Raw genomic sequence first — 16,442 nt, 5'->3', positions numbered from 1 at the left:
CCCGTTCGGGTGTTGCCACCACTACGTCCGCGTCAATGTCACCAGCGTCCTCCCCTGCCCGTAACGCATCGCTCGACGCCCTGCGCGTGCTGAGCCTACTCGGTGTCGTGACCCTGCACGTGGCGAGCGGCGGGTTCGCGCAGATGAAGCCGGTCGGGTTCGTCATCGACGAGCTCAGCCGGTTTGCGGTGCCGGTATTCTTCCTGATGTCGGCCTATTTCTGGAAGGACGCCGACCTCGCCTCACCACTTCGGCTGGCGCTGAAGGTTGCGCGGCGGGTGTTGCCGGCGTTCTTCGTCATCCTCGCGGCGACGATTGCGGTGCGGTTGCTCGAGGGCCAGGATCTCGGTTTCGAGCTGACGTCTGAGGGGGTTGCGCTGCTGCTATGGACCGGCGGGCCGGCCTTTCACCTGTGGTTCCTGCCGGCACTGGTGGTCGGCAGCGCGCTGGCGACGCTGCTGATCCGGCGGCTGGGGCTGGGCGGGGCGATGCTGGCGGCGGTCGTATTGTTCGTCATCGGAACGCTCGTCGGCAGCTATGCGCGGCTCTGGCTGGGGCACGGGTTTCCGTTCTGGGTGGATCGCAACGGGCTGTTCTTCGCGCCGGTGTTCCTCGTCGGTGGTGTGCTGCTGCGGCGGGAGCGCGAGGCGGTCGCCGCACTGCCGCTGGCGGCGGTATGGACCGGCCTCGTGGCGTTCGCGCTGCTGCAGCTGATCGAGGGCTATTTCATCGTCGGCCGCTACCCGATGGGGCACGATTTCTCGCTGGCGACGCTGGGCTATGGTCTTGCGGTGGCGGTGCTGTTCATGCGGATCACGCTACATGGCACGGTGTGGTCGGTGCTGGGACAGGCTACGTTCGGCGCCTATCTGATCCACCTGCTGGTGTTGCATGCGCTCAGCTCGGGCCTCGGGCTCGGCAGCAACTCATGGGCGATGATCGCGCTGGGGTTCGGGATCAGCCTTGCGCTGGCGGTGGCGGCACGGGTGGTGCGGGCGCGCGTGGTGGCGGCGCGGGCTTAACGGCTACGGCGTCTTGTAAGGAATGGCTCGGCTGCGCAGCCACTCATCAAGCACTGCATGCTTGAACGTGCCGCCTTCGATGTTCCCATAGATGAAGTCGATTGCCTCCTCCTGAGAGGCATCGATGCCGAGTCCATTCATTGCCATAAAGACAACCATGGACGCGTAGGCGACCCGCTTGTTGCCGTCGGTGAAGCCGTGGTTCATCGTCAAGCTCTCCCAAAGAGCTGCCGCTTCAGCGATCAGGTCTGGATAGTACCCTGTCTGGGGTCGTAGCAGCGCAGACAGAACGAGACCCTGGTCACGAACTCCTGCTGCGCCGCCGTAGGTTTCAATCTGATCGGCGTGGATGAAGAGGGTGTCGTCCAGCGTCAGATAGACGATTGGGTTGGTCACTTATTTGGCCAACGCTTCATAGACCTTCCCCCAGCGCTGCTTGCTCTCCGCATGCAGCTTGGCCACCAGCGGGTTTACTCGCGGCTGCACCTGCGCTTCCTGCATCTGCCTGAACTGTTCCGGAGAGACGAGAACACCGACCTCCCGACCATTTTTCTGAATGTGCACGGGTTCGGTACGAGCCATTTCGAGCAGCTCGCCGAAGCGGTTCTTGGCATCAGTCGCGGTCATCTCGGTCATTGGAAGTCTCCTTTATGGCTAAAATAGCCAATATGGGCGATAGCTACAATAGCCAATTCAGCTAAAATAAAAGGCCTGGGTTGTGCACCCAGGCCTTGTTTTATCGCGTTTGTGGTCGCCCCCTCCACCGCCTTCGGCGGTCCCCCTCCCCCGTTGCACGGGGGAGGATCAGGGAGAGGCCGGTGCTTTACTCCGCGGCCTGGCGGCTGACGACGGTGACGCCGTCCTGCTCGGTTTCGACCAGGCCGTTGCCGTCGGTCTTGATGAAGCGCTTCGAGCTGTCGACGTCGGCCGGGATCTCGACCGTCTGGCCATCCGGGGTGACTGCCGTGGCCTTGCGGCCGCGGAAGATGCCCGAGAACAGGTTGGCCAGCGCGGTGGCGATGCGGCCGCGACGGATGACCGACGGGGCGGTGATCATCACCGGCACCATGACCAGGGTCAGGGCGGTGGAGACGAACAGGCCCGAGACCAGCGCCGCCGACAGGTGGGTGAACCACGAACCCGCGAGACCGCCCCACACCACTTCGCGGCGGATGAAGTCGAACTCGATGTTGATCGCCATCGGGATCACGCCCAGGGCCGTCACCGTGGCGGTGAGCAGCACCGGACGGACACGCTGGCTGGCCGTGATCAGCATGGCCTTGATCGAGTCGACGCCTTCGTCGCGGTTGTAGTGGTTGTAGGTGTCGATCAGCACGATGCCGTTCTTCACCACGATACCGGCAAGGGCCACGATGCCCAGGCCCGTCATGATGGCCGAGAAGCTCATGCCGGTAACCGTCATGCCGAGCAGCACGCCGCCGATCGACATGACGACGGTCGAGAGCGTGACCAGCACCTGGTAGAAGCTGTTATACTCGAGCAGCAGCACCAGGAAGATCAGGAACAGGGCGCCCATCAGCGCGGTCACGATGAACGCGTTCGTGTCGGCCACCTGCTCGTCGGCACCACCGAAGACGATTTCCGTCGTCGCCGGGATGTCGGCCTGCGCAATGAAGGCCTGCAGCTGCTCGGTCTTGGCCTGCACCGCGGTCGGGTCGTTGGAGATCGCCGGGGTGTAGTTGGCCGCCACCGCCATCTGGTAGTTGCCATTCTTGCGGCTGATGTTGGCGACCTTGGGCACGGCCTCCCGCTTGATGAAGTTCGAGACCGGGACCAGGCCCGACTGCGTGACGATACGCAGCGAGTCGAGGCTGTTGAAGCTGCGTTCCTCGAGCGGCAGGCGCACGCGGATGTCGAGCTCGTCATCGGCGTCAGACGGGCGGTAGGAGCCGATCTCGACGCCCTGGGTGACCAGCTGGACATAGGGCGACAGCTCGCGCACGCCGATGCCGTACTTGGCCGCGGCCTCGCGATCGATCGTCACTTCCCAGTCGATGCCCGGGGAGGGACGGCCGTCTTCGACGTCGATGGTGTCACCGAGATCGTTCTCGATGAAGTTGCGCAGCTGGGCCACGACCGGGATCAGATCGTCGTAGTTCGAGCTCTCGACGCTCAGGTTGATGGCCTTACCGGCCGGCGGACCGTTCTCGAGCGCGGCGATCTGCACCTCGAGCCCAGAAATATCGGCGACGCGGTCGCGGATATTCTGGAAGATCTCCTCGGCCTTGACGCGCTCGTTCCACGGCAGCAGCTGCAGGTTGAACTGGCCGATGGTGTCCGGCGGGCCGCCGGCGGAGAAGGCGTCGCCGCCCGAGCCGGCAAAGGTCATGATCGAATCCTGGACGCCCTGCACCTGCAGGATCTCGTTTTCGACCTCGGCCAGCATGTCGCGGATCTCGACCGGCGAATAGTTGCCGCGCGCGACCACGTTCACCGTACCGAACTCGGGCTCGGAAGCCGGGAAGGCTTCCACGCCGGTCGGGTTGGAGATGTAGAGCGCGAACATACCGATGACGATCGAGAAGCCGACCACGAGCGTCAGGATGGGATGCCGGATCAGGTGCTGGAGCGTGCGGACATAGATGCCCGTGGCGCCCTTTACCTTCTTCACATCGAACTTGTCGGCATACATCACCACGTCGGCCGCTTCCTTGGCCTTCTGGTCCACGTGGCTCGAGGCGATGATCGCGCCGATCACGGGCATGAAGACGAGGGCGGAGACGAGCGAGGCCACCATCACCACGATAACGATGATGGGCAGGTAGCTCATGAACTTGCCGATGATGCCCGGCCAGAACAGCAGCGGCACGAAGGCGCCCAGCGTCGTGAAGGTGGCGCCAACCACCGGCACGAACATCTTGCGCGCCGCCATGATGAACGCCTCCTTCTTGGAGACGCCCTCCTGCAGCTTTCGTTCGGCGTATTCCACCACCACGATCGGGTCGTCGACGAGCACGCCCACGGCGAGCACGAGACCGAACATGATCATCATGTTGATGGTCATGCCGAGCATCTGCACGACGAGGAAGGCGATCATGAACGAGATCGGGATCGAGGTACCGATCATGAGGGCCGGGCGGACACCAAGGGTGGCCACGCAGACGGTCATCACCAGCGCCACGGCGGTGAGCACCGCAGCCTCGAGCGAGCGGAACAGGTTCTTGGTCGTATCGGCCTGGTCGACGAGGAAGGAGTGCTGGACGCCTTCCGGCCAGTCGGCCGTGAACTTCTCGGTGACGGCACGGACCTGATCGGAGAGGTCGATCACGTTCGAGCCGAGCTCCTTGATGACGCCGAGCGTGATGGCCGGCTGGCCGTTCACGTGGGCGTACTCGGTCGCATCCTCGAAGGTCCGGGTGACGGTCGCGACATCGCGGAAGGTGACGACATTGTCGCCAACGGCCTTGATGGGCAGCGAGTAGACGTCCTCGGCCGTGGTGATGAGGCCGGGCACCTCGACGTTGAACGAGCCCTGCCCCGTGTCGAGCGTACCGCCCGGCACCACGAGGTTGTTCTTGGCCAGGGCGTCGAACAGCTCGGCCGCCGTCAGGTTGTAGGCTTCGAGGCGGTTGAGATCGATGGTGACGGCCAGCATCTCGTCGCGCGAACCGGAGATGGTCACGGACTGGACGATACCGATGCCTTCGAGCTCTTCCTGCAGGTCCTTGGCGCGCTGCACCAGGGTACGCTCGGGCACGTTGCCGTAGATGGCGACCGAGAGCGAGGGCATGTTGGAGAACGAAATCTCCGTCACGCTCGGCTCGGTGGCGTCGTCGGGCAGCTCGCTGGCAACGCCGTCGAGCTTGGCGCGGATATCCTGCAGCGCCTTGTCCTTGTCGGCATTGACGTTGAACTCGAGGAACACCGACGCGTGGCCGGTGGTCGAGGTCGAGGTGTAGTTCTCGAGTCCGTCGATATCCTTGATCCGGTCTTCGATCGGCTTGGCCAGCAGACGCTCGGCATCGCGGGGCGACACGCCGGTCTGGCTGGTCGAGACATAGAAATACGGGATGTCGATGGCCGGGAAGCTTTCCTTGGGCAGCGACATGTAGGCGCCGAAGCCGGCGAGGAGCAGAAGCGCCATCACCGTCAGCACGACCCGCGGCATGCGCAGGACGCGTTCGAGGAAGTTCATCATGACGTCTTACCCTCAGCAGCAGTCTCGGACTCGATGGATTCCGGCGCCCCAGTCACGTTGGTGGCATTCACCTTCTGGCCCGGAACGACATATTCCTGGCCCATGGTGATGACGTCGACGCTTGCCGGCAGGCCGGTGACCCAGACGCCGTCGCGGCTGTCCGAAATGATGGTCACCGGGTAGAATTCGACGACGCCGTCCTTGACCGAACGGACACCGAGTTCGCCGGCATCGTTCAGCGTCAGCACCGACTGCGGCAGGCGATGCGCCGGCACGGTGCCGAGGCTCACCACGGCGGTGGCGGTGATGCCCGACAACACCTTGCCGTCGGCATTGGGCAACTCGATCTCGATCGGGAAGGAGCGCGTGCCCTCATCGGCGATCGAGGAGATGTAGCTCACCTTGCCCTCGACGGTCTGGCCGGTGACCGTGGTCACCCTGGCCGGAATGCCGAGCTCGGCGCGCGAGATATTGGCCTCGGGCACGTTGGCGACGAACAGCATCGGGTTGAGCTCGACCACCGTGGCGCACGGGGTACCCGGCGCCAGCACGGTGCCGACGGTGGCCACCGGATCCTGCACGACGCCGGCCACCTTGGTGGTCACCCGGGCGCGGTCGAGTTCGAGCTTGGCCTGATCGAAGGCCGTCTGCGCCTGGCGCAGCGTCGCTTCGGCCGAGACCGCGGTGTTGGACGGCGACAGGCCGCGCTCGATCAGCTGCTGGTTGGTATCGAAAGCCGTCTGCGCGGAGGCGAGGCCGGCTTCGGCCTGGGCGACAGCGGCGGCGCGGGTGCCCTCGTCGAGGGTGCACAGCACGTCGCCGGCGGCCACGGTCTGGCCCTTCACCACGTTGACGGCGGTGACGACACCCTGGGTCTCGGGGGTGATGGATACCAGCGAGGAGGCCTTGGTGCGGCCGCGCAGCGGCACTTCCAGCGGGAAGGGCTCGACGGCGTAGGTCTCGGTGCGCACCGACTGGGCCGTGCCACCCTCGCTCGTCGCCTGGGCGACGCGCTCGGCGATGGTCAGGTGCGGATCGATCGCGCCCTCGGCGGCATGGTGCTCGCCCTCGGCGCTCGGATCGATGAAAGCGATGATGGGACGCTCGCCATTACCGGGGCCATTGCCGCCGGCAACGAAGGTACCGCTGCCCAGCCACAATGCCCCAATGACAAGAATCACGCCGGCCGTGCCGTATGAGTAGATCGCACGCATAATCGAAAAGTCCCTCTATTCAGCCGCCGCTGCACTGTCCCGGTCCGGACGTGCGAGCGCGATCAGTTCGGCCCCGTGGGCGTGGATGTAGTTGCGGGCCGCCTGCATACAAGTGCGGCCATAATCGATCACCCAGGTGTCGCCGGGGTGATTATGCTCTTTCTTCAGTCGGTCGAAGTCGGCGAGTGTCGCGTCGACCTCGGCGAGTCGCTCGGTGAGGCGCTGCTCGACCAGTGATTGCGGAAGCTCGGATGCAAAGCGCAGGAAGAGCAGAAATTCGCTGCGGAATTCATCCTCACCCAGCTTTTCAAACAGTGACTGAATGAACGCCGAGCGCCCGGCCTCGGTGATCGAGTAGACCTTCTTGGCAGGCTTGCCATCCTGCGGCTCGACCCTTGAAACCACGAGCTTTTCCTGCTCGAGGCGGGCAAGCGCCGGGTAGATGGAGCCGTAGCTCGCATCGATGAAATAGGAGTACTCCCCTTCGACGGAGAGCTTCCTGATCTCATATCCGGTGGCGTCACCATCATAGAGGATGGCGAGGCAGATGGTTCTGACGTTCATGGCTTCCTATCCGCCCGACATATATCGGACCAGCATATGCCGGGCCTATATATGGAGCGTCAGGAAAGAGCAACAAGGGTTGCGCAGGGGCAGCCATGCGATTTTTTCATGGCGGCAAACACTTGAATTCTAATGATTAGTGGCCAAGCGCTGCGTTTTGGGCGTGGGACGGTATCGTCGTGCATGGCTCGGCGTGGAAGGCCGATGGGGAGATGTGGTTAAGGGAGGGTTGCGGTTTTGGGGGCGTAGGGATCGCGGGTGGGGGGCCTCCCCAGCCCCCCTCTCTTGCGAAAACTAAGGACTTAGCTGCGCTAAGCCCAAGTTTTCGCTTTCTCCCCCGCCAAGGGGGAGAAGCTCACCGCAAGCACTGTGCATGTGGGAGGCACCCTCTCCCCCTTGGCGGGGGAGACGCGAGACTTACGAGCGTAGCGAGTTAGTCGCAGCAGAGAGGGGGTCGTTGGTGGCGCGCTCAGGCGTGCCGGCGCATCTCTTCGAGCGCGCGCTGCGCGAGCGCTTCGGTGGCGGCGGCCACGAACCAGCCGTTGAGGAAATTCTGGTCGGGATGGCCGCAGGTCAGCGGAGCGCCGTCGAGGCGGAGGACGACGCCGCCGGCGGCCTGCAGGACGGCCTGGCCGGCGGCGGTGTCCCACTCGGAGGTGGGGGTGAAGCGCGGATAGAGCTGGGCGACGCCGCGCGCGAGGAGGCAGAATTTCAGCGAGGAGCCGACGGAGACGTCCTCGGTCACCTGCAGCGCCTCGCAGAGGTCGGCGAGCGCCGCGTGGCCGTGCGAGCGGCTGGCGACGATGCGGAGCGGGCCGGTGTCGAGGGCCTTCAGCGTGCGCACGTCCTGGATCGCGCCTTCGACCACCCGGCCGTAGAAGGCGCCTTCGGGGCCGCCCCAGTAGATCTCGTCGGTGGCCGGCGCGAGGACGACGCCGCGGACCGGGGCGCCGGCTTCGCAATAGGCGATGTTGACGGTGAACTCGCCGTTGCGTTTCAAAAATTCCTTGGTGCCGTCGAGCGGATCGACGACGAAATAGCGCTCGCCCAGCACGGGGATGCGGCCGGCCGCGACGCTTTCCTCGGCCAGCACCGGCAGGCCGGTTTCGGCGAGATGGGCGAGGATGATGCGCTCAGCCTGCTCGTCGGCGGCGGTGACAGGCGAGCCGTCCGCTTTGGTCGCGGCCTCGAAATCGCGGCGGTAGACGCCCAGGATCGCCTCGGCCGCCGCGATGGCGGCGCGGTTCATCAGGTCGGCGAGGTCGCTCATCGGATTTCGACGTCCAGGCCGAGGTCGAGCGGCCTGGCGCCCACGGTGATCTGGCTCGACGAGATGTAGTCGACGCCGGTTTCGGCAATACCGCGGACATGCTCGAGGGTGACGCCGCCCGAGGCTTCGAGCCGGGCGCGGCCGTCGTTGAGGCGCACGGCGGCTTTCAGCAGCTCGTTGTCCATGTTGTCGAGCAGCACGATGGTGGCGCCGGCTTCGAGCACTTCCTCGAGCTCGCTCAGGGTGGTCACCTCGATCTCGATGGCGACGAGATGGCCGGCGGTTTCGCGGGCGGCGGTGTAGGCGCGCCCTGCCCCGCCGGCGACGGCGATGTGGTTGTCCTTGATCAGGATGGCGTCGCTGAGGGCGTAGCGGTGGTTATGGCCGCCGCCGCAGCGCACGGCGTATTTTTCGAGCGCACGCAGGCCGGGGATGGTCTTGCGCGTGTCGCAGATGCGGGCGTTCGTGCCTTCGACGGCGTCGGCGAAGCGGCGGGTGAGCGTGGCGATACCGCTCAGGTGGTTGAGATAGTTGAGCGCGGTGCGCTCGCCGGCCAGCAGCTGGTGCGCGTCGCCCGAGACCACGGCGACGATGTCGCCCTTTTCGACACGATCGCCATCGCCGAGTTGCGGATCGAAAGCGACGGCGCCACCGAGCTGGCGGAAGGTTTCGAGGGCGAGCGGAAGGCCGGCAATGATGCCGGGCTCGCGGGCCGAGAGGGTCGCGGTGGCGGTGCTGCCCGGGCTGATGGTGGCGAGCGACGTCAGGTCGCCGGCAAGGCCGAGATCCTCGGCGAGGGCACGGCGAACAGCGTCCTCGACGATCAGGGGCGGTAGGGTGAGCAGGCGAGCCGGGTCGATCATGGGCGGACGATTACGCGGTGGCGGCGGCGGAGTCCATCGTGGAGCGGCGTAGATGCCCGGCTAGTCGTTGGTCACCAGCGGCAGGTCGAAGATCTGGCCGGGGAAGATGCGCGAGGGACGGCGGATCTGGTCACGGTTGGCCTCGAAGATGGTACGGTAGTGGATCCCTGCGCCGTAATAGCGGTGCGCCAGGGTCCACAGCGTATCGCCGCGCCGGATGATGGCCTTGCCGCCGGTGAAGCGGCCATTCACCGGATCGCCGAACGGCACGAGCTTGAGCACAGTAACCGGCTCGCCGCGCCGTCGGGGCGGATCGAACTGGGCGAGGATGGCGGGTTCTCGCGGCGGGAGGGTCGTGATCGAGCGGCTGTCGCCGGGCGCGCCGAGGATGGTGACCGAGGCGGTTTCGCGTTCGGGGTTCTTCGGCAGGAGTTCGGGAAGCGGCTCGGCAGCCGGCTCGGGCGCATCGGCCGGTTCCGGCACCACCGTCGGCTCGGGCTCGACCGTCGGCTCGGGCTCGGGGAGGCTGTCATCCGGAACGATCGGCACGTCATCCGGCGCAGTGGTGCCGGGCTGCGGATCGGGGGCAGGCTGAGACGGCTCCGGGTCGGCCGGCTTGGCGGGCGGATCGGATAGCTGCGGGAGTTCAGGCGCCGGCGCTTCCGGATCGGGTTCGGCCGGGGCGGCGGCGGGGGACGAGGCCTTCGGTTCGGAAGGCGCGGAATCCGACTCTGGCTCGATTTCGACCGTGATGACGGTCTGGCCAAGCGACTTGCCGCTGTCGGGATCGACCGCCTCGATCTTCAGCTCGCGCCTGGGCGACGTGAGCAGCGGACCGGTCTCGACCAGCCAGCGGCCTTCCTCGACCGGGCTCTCGCCGATCATCTCGTCATCGGCGAACAGGCGCATCACCGCGCCGGCAGGACCTGAACCGGAAACGAAGCTGCGCGTGCCCTCGAGCTCGATGGCGTCGATGGTGGGCGCCAGCGCGATCGGCGCGGAAATCTTCGGTTGCTGCTGGACCGGCGGGATTTCGGGTCCGGCGGCGACCGTCATTTCAGCCGGGGCCGCAGGGGGCGCGGAGGTCTCGGCTGGCTGGCCGGGCGGCGGAAATACCGGTGGCGGAGGCAGCGTGTAGGGCGTGGCAGGCAACGGTGCCGCCGCAAGGGTGGGCGGCTCGGACTCCGGCGGTGCGGGGGGCTCCGCGATATCGACGAAGACATCGGCAGTCGGCGCGGGCGGGATCGTCTCGGCCGGCGTGGCCGCCGGAGCCGAGGCTGGCGGCGACGGGGTCCAGGACGGCGGCATGGGGGAGGGCGGCTCCACCGGATCGGGGCGAAGATCGGCGACGCGCTCCGGGGCGGGTGGGATGTAAGGACCACCCTGCCCCGCCGTCGGCTTGGGCGGCTCAGGCAACGGCTCGACCTCGGCCACGGGCGCGGGTGGAGCCGGCTCGGCGGCGGCGATCGGAGCAGATGCGGTGGGCGCTGGATGGACCGATATCGGCGCGGTGACGGGGGCCGTTTGCGCGGTCGGCGAACGCGAGGGCTGCTGCGGCACTTCGCCCGGCAGGTTGAAGCGGCGATCGACCATGTCGCGGAGGCACGTGACGAGACCGCGATCGTCGGTCGCGCAGGCGTCGACGGCCGGCACCGCGATGATGCCGATGACAACCGCAAGCGTTGCCCCCGCGGCACCGAGGGCAATGGCAAGCGTACGGCGATCGTCGGCGTGGCTCAGCGGCTCCCCCGGGAAAGTTACGGAGGAGCTGGCCCCGCCCCGGCGCCTCAGGCTGCCTCCGACTTCATCAATTTATAGGTAATCGACTCGTAAAGCGCCTCAAATGAGGCATCGATGATGTTGGGACTCACACCTATCGTGTACCAGCGCTCGCCGGTGCCGTCGCGGCTTTCGACCAGCACACGGGTGACCGCGCCCGTGCCGCCGTCGAGAATACGCACCTTGAAGTCGACCAGTTCCAGATCGGCGATACGGTCGGAATAGACGCCAAGGTCCTTGCGCATGGCGAGATCGAGGGCGTTGACCGGGCCGTTGCCTTCGGCCACCGACATCAGCCGGTCCTCGCCGACCACGATCTTGACGATCGCCTCGGTGACGGTGATCTGCTCGCCGCTCGAGTTGTGCCGGCGCTCGACGCTGGTGCGATAGCTCTCGACCTCGAAGAATTTCGGCAACGTGCCCAGGATCTCATGGGCGAGGACGACGAAGCTGGCATCGGCACCATCATAGGAATAACCGGCGGCCTCGCGCTGCTTCACCTCGCGCAGCAGCCGGTCGACGCGCGGATCGTCCTTGCCCAGCACGATGCCGTGGCGGTTGAGCGCGGCGAGCAGGTTGGATTTGCCGGCCTGCTGGCTGACCATGATGTTGCGCTCGTTGCCGACGCTTTCGGGCGGCACGTGCTCATAGGTCGAAAAATCCTTGGCCAGCGCCGAGGCGTGGATGCCGGCCTTGGTGGCGAAAGCGGCCGTCCCGACATAGGGGGCCTGCCGGGCGGGAGCGCGGTTCAGCAGTTCATCGAAGGCGCGCGCCACCTGGGTGATGCTGCCGAGCTGTTCGGGCGAGATGCCGAGCTCGAAACGATCGGCATATTCCGGCTTCAGCATCAGGGTGGGGATGAGGGTCACCAGGTTGGCGTTGCCGCAGCGCTCGCCGATGCCGTTGAGCGTGCCCTGGATCTGGCGCACGCCGGCATCGACTGCGGCGAGCGTGTTGGCGACGGCCTGGCCGGTGTCGTCATGGACATGGATGCCGAGCTTGTCGCCCGGCGCGACCTTGGTCACCTCACGCACGATTGCCGCGACCTCGCTGGGCATGGTGCCGCCGTTGGTGTCGCACAGCACCACCCAGCGGGCGCCGGCGGCAAGCGCGGTCTCGACGAAGCGCAGGGCATAGGCCGGGTCGTGCTTGAAGCCGTCGAAGAAATGCTCGCAATCGACCAGCGTCTCCTTGCCGGCGGCGACCGAGGCCTCGATCGTTTCGCGCAAGCCGTCGAGGTTCTCCTCGGGGCTGATGCCGAGGGTAAGTTCGACCTGCTTGGAGGACGACTTGCCCACGAAGCAGGCCGCGTCTGATACGGCGTTGAGGATGGCCTGCACGCCGGGGTCGTTGCCGACCGAGCGCCCGGCCCGCTTGGTCATGCCGAAGGCGGTGAAGGTCGCGTCGCGGGTGCGGGATTCGGCGAAGAACTGGTCGTCCACCACGTTGGCGCCAGGGTAGCCGCCCTCGATGTAATCGACGCCCAGCCGCTCGAGCAGCGCGGTTACGGAGATCTTGTCCTCGAGCGAGAACTCGATGCCGGCCGTCTGGGCGCCGTCACGCAGGGTGGTGTCGAAGATGTAGAGGCGTTCCTTGGCAGTCATGCTCGATACTCAGTTACGGGGTGGCCATTCGGCCGTGTCGTGGTCGGGATGTTGGTGGTTGGAGGCCCGGACGCGCTCCACCGCCTCGACGCCATCGCCGTCCTCGGTGGTGCCGACCTGCTCGGCGCCGGGGACGGGCCTGAGATCGGGGTGCCGGCCTTCGAGGCCCATCTCGTAGCGGATGGGGATCAGATGCGCCTCATCGAACGAACCGATGGTCATCGAGACGTGCGGGCCACCGAGCGAGCGGTAGTAGAGCGGCGTGCCGCAATTGCTGCAAAAGCCACGGGCGGCGACGTCGGAGCTGTTGAACTCGCTCGGCTTGCCGCGCGTCCAGGTCAGGTGCTCGTGGCGGATGCCCACGAGATCGATGAACAGGTTGCCGGCGGCCTTCTGGCACATGCGGCAATGGCAGAAATGCGGGTTGTCGCGCAGTTCTGTCGCGTGCCAGCGCACGGCGCCGCACTGGCAGCCGCCGGAATATTCGCGGAAGCGATAGCTGTCGTGCGTCATGCCTGTCCTCCGCCGCGCGGCGACCATTCGGCCGTATCGTGATCGGGATGCTGATAGTTGATCACACGGGAATTGAACTCAGCCTCGAGCTCGACCCTCATGTGGTGCTGCACCGCCGACAGACCATCGAAGAAGGGCTGCCGTCTCGCCACGTTGATCTGGAGGACCGGGGCCACTGCGGGCGGGTCATCGAAAGCGCCGCCGGCAAGCTCTATGCCGCCGTCGTTGTCATGGAGATAGCAGAGCGGTGTGCCGCATTCGGCGCAGAAGCCGCGCCGGGCCAGGTTCGACGAGCGGTAGAATTTTGGCGCGCCGCGCGTCCAGGTCACGCCTTCGACCATCACGAGCGGGCCGAAATACGAGCCGAAGGCCTTCTGGCACATGCGACAGTGGCAGATGGTCGACTTCTTCACGGTGGCGACATGGAAGCGGACGGCGCCGCACTGGCAGCCACCGGACAGGCTGTCTGCGTGTTGGTTACTCACATTCCGCCTCCCGCGAACCGGTCGGTCGCTTCGATCAGGTGGTGCAGGATGCCGGGCTGGCTCATGGCGTGGCCAGCGCCCTCGACCATGATGAACTCGGCCTCGGGCCAGGCCTGATGCAGATCCCACGCCGTTTGCGGCGGGCAGGCAATGTCGTAGCGGCCCTGAACGATCACGCCCGGGATGTCGCGCAGCTTTTCCGCATCGCGGATCAGCTGGCCGTCATCCATCCAGCCGGCATTGACGAAGTAGTGGTTCTCGATGCGGGCAAAGGCGAGCGCGTAGTCCTCGCCGTAGAACGGGTCGCTGATGGCCGCATCGGGCAATAGCGTGATGGTCTCGCCCTCCCAGCGCGCCCATTCGCGGGCGGCGCCGAGGCGGATGTCGCGATCGCCGGAGGTGAGGCGCTTGCGGTAGGCGCCGATCAGGTCGGTGCGCTCCTCGGGCGGGATCGGGGCGATGAAGCGTTCCCATTTGTCGGGAAACAACAGCGAGGCGCCGTGCTGGTAGTACCAGCGCAGCTCCCATTTGCGCAGCGTGAAGATGCCGCGCAGCACCAGCTCGGTGACACGCCCGGGGTGGGTTTCGGCATAGGCGAGCGCCAGGGTCGAGCCCCACGAGCCGCCGAAGACGAGCCACTGCTCGACGCCGACCATTTCGCGCAGCTTCTCGATATCGGCGACGAGGTCCCAGGTGGTGTTGTGCTCGAGCTCGGCGAAGGGCTTTGACTGGCCGCAGCCGCGCTGATCGAACAGCAGCACGTCGTAGCGGGCCGGATCGAAGACGCGGCGCTGCGACGGATTGATGCCGCCACCGGGGCCGCCATGCAGGAACACCGCCGGCTTCGCCCCGGGCGTGCCGATGCGCTCCCAGTAGATCGAGTGGCCGTCACCGACATCGAGGTGGCCGGCGGCGTAGGGTTCGATCTCGGGATAGAAGCTTCGCAGGGCGGTCACGTGGGGAAGCCTCCTTGGGGCGGCCAGGTGTCGGTGTCGTGGTCGGGGTGCTGGTGGCTCACCACCGGCGCGCCCTTGCGCCGCTCGACGAAGGGGCGGGTGGCGGCCGGCTGGACCGGCAGGTCGGCGAGCTTGAGGGAAAAGCTCAGCATGTCGTGCGGGTTGAGATGGCGCGATGGCGGCGCCCATTCGGGATCGTCGAGCGCGCCGAGGGCAAGCTCGAGGCTGCCGTCGGGCTCGTGCGTGTCATAGGCGAGCGGCGTGCCGCATTGGGCGCAAAAGCCGCGGCGCACAACGTCGGAGCTCTGGAACCAGCTGGGCTCGCCGCGGGTCCAGACGACATCGTAGCCGGTCACATAGGCGCCGAAGATCGAGCCGAACGCCTTCTGGCACATGCGGCAATGACAGATCGCAGCGCCACCGAGGCGGGACGCGGAGAAGCGCACGGCGCCGCACTGGCAGCCGCCGGTGAAGGGGGGAGCAAGCGCGCTCACCGCGCCAGCTCCCACTTCGTCTGCCTTGCGCCGGTTTCGTCGCGGGAGTCCATGAGCTGGATGCCGCGGGTGAGGAGGTCGGCGCGGATGGCGTCGGCGGTGGCGAAGTCCTTGGCGTTGAGGGCGGCGAGGCGGCGGTTCACCGCTTCCTCAATGTCGACGGCCGCGTCGGCCGAGAGCGAGGCGGGCTGCAGGAGGGTATCGAGGCCGAAGCCGAGGAATTCGAGGGTGGCGCCGAGATCGTCGGCGGCGGCCTGCTCGCCCTTACGGGCCTCGCGGGCGAGGCTGTCGAGGGTGAGGGTGACGCGGTGGAAGTTGAGGTCGTCGCTGAGCTCGGCGACCACGGTGGTGTCGGGCGGCAGCACCGCGCCCTTGGTGGCAGCCGCGGCGGCGCGCTGCCAGTCGCGGAGCTTGCCCTCGGCTTCTTCGAGGCGCTTCACCGAGAAATCGATGGGCTCGCGATAGTGGGTCATCAGCATGGCGAGGCGCAGCACTTCGCCGGGCCACTTGCGGCCGCCGAAGGCTTCGGTCTCGAGCAGGTCGTGCATGGTGACGAAGTTGCCCAGGCTCTTGCTCATCTTCTGGCCTTCGACCTGCAGGAAGCCGTTGTGCAGCCAGTAGTTGGCCATGGCGTGCGTGCCGTGGGCGCAGCGCGACTGGGCGATCTCGTTCTCGTGGTGCGGGAAGATGAGGTCGAGGCCGCCGGCATGGATGTCGAAGACCTGGCCGAGATAGCGCTCGCTCATGGCCGAGCACTCGATGTGCCAGCCCGGACGCCCCCTGCCCCATGGGCTTTCCCAGCCAGGCTCGCCCTGGGTCGACTGCTTCCAGAGCACGAAATCGGCGGGGTTCTTCTTGTGCGCATCGACGGCGACGCGGGCACCGGCGACGTTATCCTCGAGGTTGCGGCCGGAAAGCTGTCCGTAGTCGGGCATGGAATCGACGGCGAACAGCACTTCGCCGGCCGCCTCGTAGGCATGCTCACGCTGGAGCAGCGAGCCGATCAGGGCCTGCATCTCGGCGATGTTCTCGGTGGCGCGTGGCTGGTGCGTGGGCTCGAGCGTGCCGAGCGCCGCGACGTCCTTCAGATACTGCGCCGCCGTCGCCTCGGTGACCTTGCGGATCGCCTCGTTGAGCGGCAGGCCGGGATAGTCGCGGGCGGCGCGGGCGTTGATCTTGTCGTCGACGTCGGTGATGTTGCGCACATAGGTGACGCGCTCCGGCCCGTAGACGTAGCGGAGCAGGCGGAACAGCAGGTCGAAGACGATGACCGGCCGCGCGTTGCCGATATGGGCATAGTCGTAGACCGTGGGTCCGCAGACATACATGCGCACATTGGCCGGATCGAGGGGGACGAAGTCCTCCTTCTGCCGCGTCAGCGTGTTGTAGAGCCGCAATGTCGCCGTTTCGCCCAAAGCTTCTTCCTCGCAAGTGGTCTCACTCGCGGAACGGGCTCTTCAGGGGCCTGGAATTTTGGGTGAAGAAGACCGCGCCGCCAGCAAATGCCTAGCGGATAATA

General features: G+C 66.4%; 15 protein-coding genes. 1 reads left to right on the top strand and 14 read right to left on the bottom strand.

The annotated features are described in order from the left end of the window. Positions 1-35 precede the first annotated feature (35 nt). Positions 36-1,022, top strand: coding sequence for an acyltransferase (locus tag AC3A6I_RS05855; RefSeq protein WP_487542506.1), 987 nt, complete (start codon positions 36-38; stop codon positions 1,020-1,022). A 3-nt stretch (positions 1,023-1,025) separates the two neighbouring features. Here the strand turns inward: AC3A6I_RS05855 and AC3A6I_RS05850 are convergent, their stop codons facing one another. The 14 genes from AC3A6I_RS05850 to cysS form a co-directional block, all read right to left on the bottom strand. After that, complete coding sequence (locus AC3A6I_RS05850) at positions 1,026-1,418, bottom strand: type II toxin-antitoxin system death-on-curing family toxin (RefSeq protein ID WP_487542504.1); 393 nt, start codon at positions 1,416-1,418, stop codon at positions 1,026-1,028. Then, entirely contained in the window at positions 1,419-1,658 is a 240-nt protein-coding gene (locus tag AC3A6I_RS05845) for a type II toxin-antitoxin system Phd/YefM family antitoxin (protein ID WP_487542502.1), read from the bottom strand. Positions 1,659-1,845: 187 nt separating this feature from the next. Next, the gene (locus AC3A6I_RS05840) at positions 1,846-5,178 is read right to left on the bottom strand and encodes an efflux RND transporter permease subunit (protein ID WP_487542501.1); all 3,333 of its coding nucleotides are present in this window, start codon (positions 5,176-5,178) and stop codon (positions 1,846-1,848) included. After that, positions 5,178-6,395: an efflux RND transporter periplasmic adaptor subunit gene (locus AC3A6I_RS05835; RefSeq protein WP_487542499.1), complete on the bottom strand. Its 1,218-nt coding sequence runs from the start codon at positions 6,393-6,395 to the stop codon at positions 5,178-5,180. Before AC3A6I_RS05835 ends, AC3A6I_RS05840 begins: the two co-directional genes overlap by 1 nt. 15 nt (positions 6,396-6,410) lie before the next feature. Further along, positions 6,411-6,959 (bottom strand): PadR family transcriptional regulator, encoded by a 549-nt coding sequence (locus AC3A6I_RS05830; protein ID WP_487542497.1) that lies wholly within the window; start codon positions 6,957-6,959, stop codon positions 6,411-6,413. A gap of 469 nt (positions 6,960-7,428) precedes the next feature. Then, on the bottom strand, positions 7,429-8,229 hold the full coding sequence (cysQ, locus tag AC3A6I_RS05825) for a 3'(2'),5'-bisphosphate nucleotidase CysQ (protein ID WP_487542496.1): 801 nt from the start codon (positions 8,227-8,229) through the stop codon (positions 7,429-7,431). Continuing rightward, positions 8,226-9,092, bottom strand: a complete 867-nt coding sequence (nadC, locus tag AC3A6I_RS05820) for a carboxylating nicotinate-nucleotide diphosphorylase (RefSeq protein WP_487542494.1) — start codon at positions 9,090-9,092, stop codon at positions 8,226-8,228. Before nadC ends, cysQ begins: the two co-directional genes overlap by 4 nt. A 60-nt stretch (positions 9,093-9,152) precedes the next feature. After that, the gene (locus tag AC3A6I_RS05815) at positions 9,153-10,745 is read right to left on the bottom strand and encodes a LysM peptidoglycan-binding domain-containing protein (RefSeq protein WP_487542492.1); all 1,593 of its coding nucleotides are present in this window, start codon (positions 10,743-10,745) and stop codon (positions 9,153-9,155) included. A gap of 134 nt (positions 10,746-10,879) precedes the next feature. After that, positions 10,880-12,475 carry a citramalate synthase gene (gene cimA / locus AC3A6I_RS05810; RefSeq protein ID WP_487542490.1) on the bottom strand — a complete coding sequence of 532 codons (1,596 nt, stop codon included), beginning with the start codon at positions 12,473-12,475 and terminating at the stop codon, positions 10,880-10,882. A gap of 9 nt (positions 12,476-12,484) precedes the next feature. Continuing rightward, positions 12,485-12,988, bottom strand: a complete 504-nt coding sequence (locus tag AC3A6I_RS05805; RefSeq protein ID WP_487542488.1) for a GFA family protein — start codon at positions 12,986-12,988, stop codon at positions 12,485-12,487. Next, entirely contained in the window at positions 12,985-13,473 is a 489-nt protein-coding gene (locus AC3A6I_RS05800; protein ID WP_487542486.1) for a GFA family protein, read from the bottom strand. The genes AC3A6I_RS05805 and AC3A6I_RS05800 overlap by 4 nt, the downstream gene beginning before the upstream one ends. After that, on the bottom strand, positions 13,470-14,429 hold the full coding sequence (gene pip, locus AC3A6I_RS05795) for a prolyl aminopeptidase (protein ID WP_487542484.1): 960 nt from the start codon (positions 14,427-14,429) through the stop codon (positions 13,470-13,472). The genes AC3A6I_RS05800 and pip overlap by 4 nt, the downstream gene beginning before the upstream one ends. After that, positions 14,426-14,923: a GFA family protein gene (locus tag AC3A6I_RS05790; protein WP_487542482.1), complete on the bottom strand. Its 498-nt coding sequence runs from the start codon at positions 14,921-14,923 to the stop codon at positions 14,426-14,428. Before AC3A6I_RS05790 ends, pip begins: the two co-directional genes overlap by 4 nt. Beyond that, positions 14,920-16,338, bottom strand: coding sequence for a cysteine--tRNA ligase (cysS, locus tag AC3A6I_RS05785; protein WP_487542480.1), 1,419 nt, complete (start codon positions 16,336-16,338; stop codon positions 14,920-14,922). Before cysS ends, AC3A6I_RS05790 begins: the two co-directional genes overlap by 4 nt. Between the last annotated feature and the right edge of the window lie 104 nt (positions 16,339-16,442).

Source organism: Devosia sp. Soil_C_22 (genome assembly GCF_057657195.1).
This window is presented reverse-complemented; position numbering and strand designations above follow the sequence as displayed.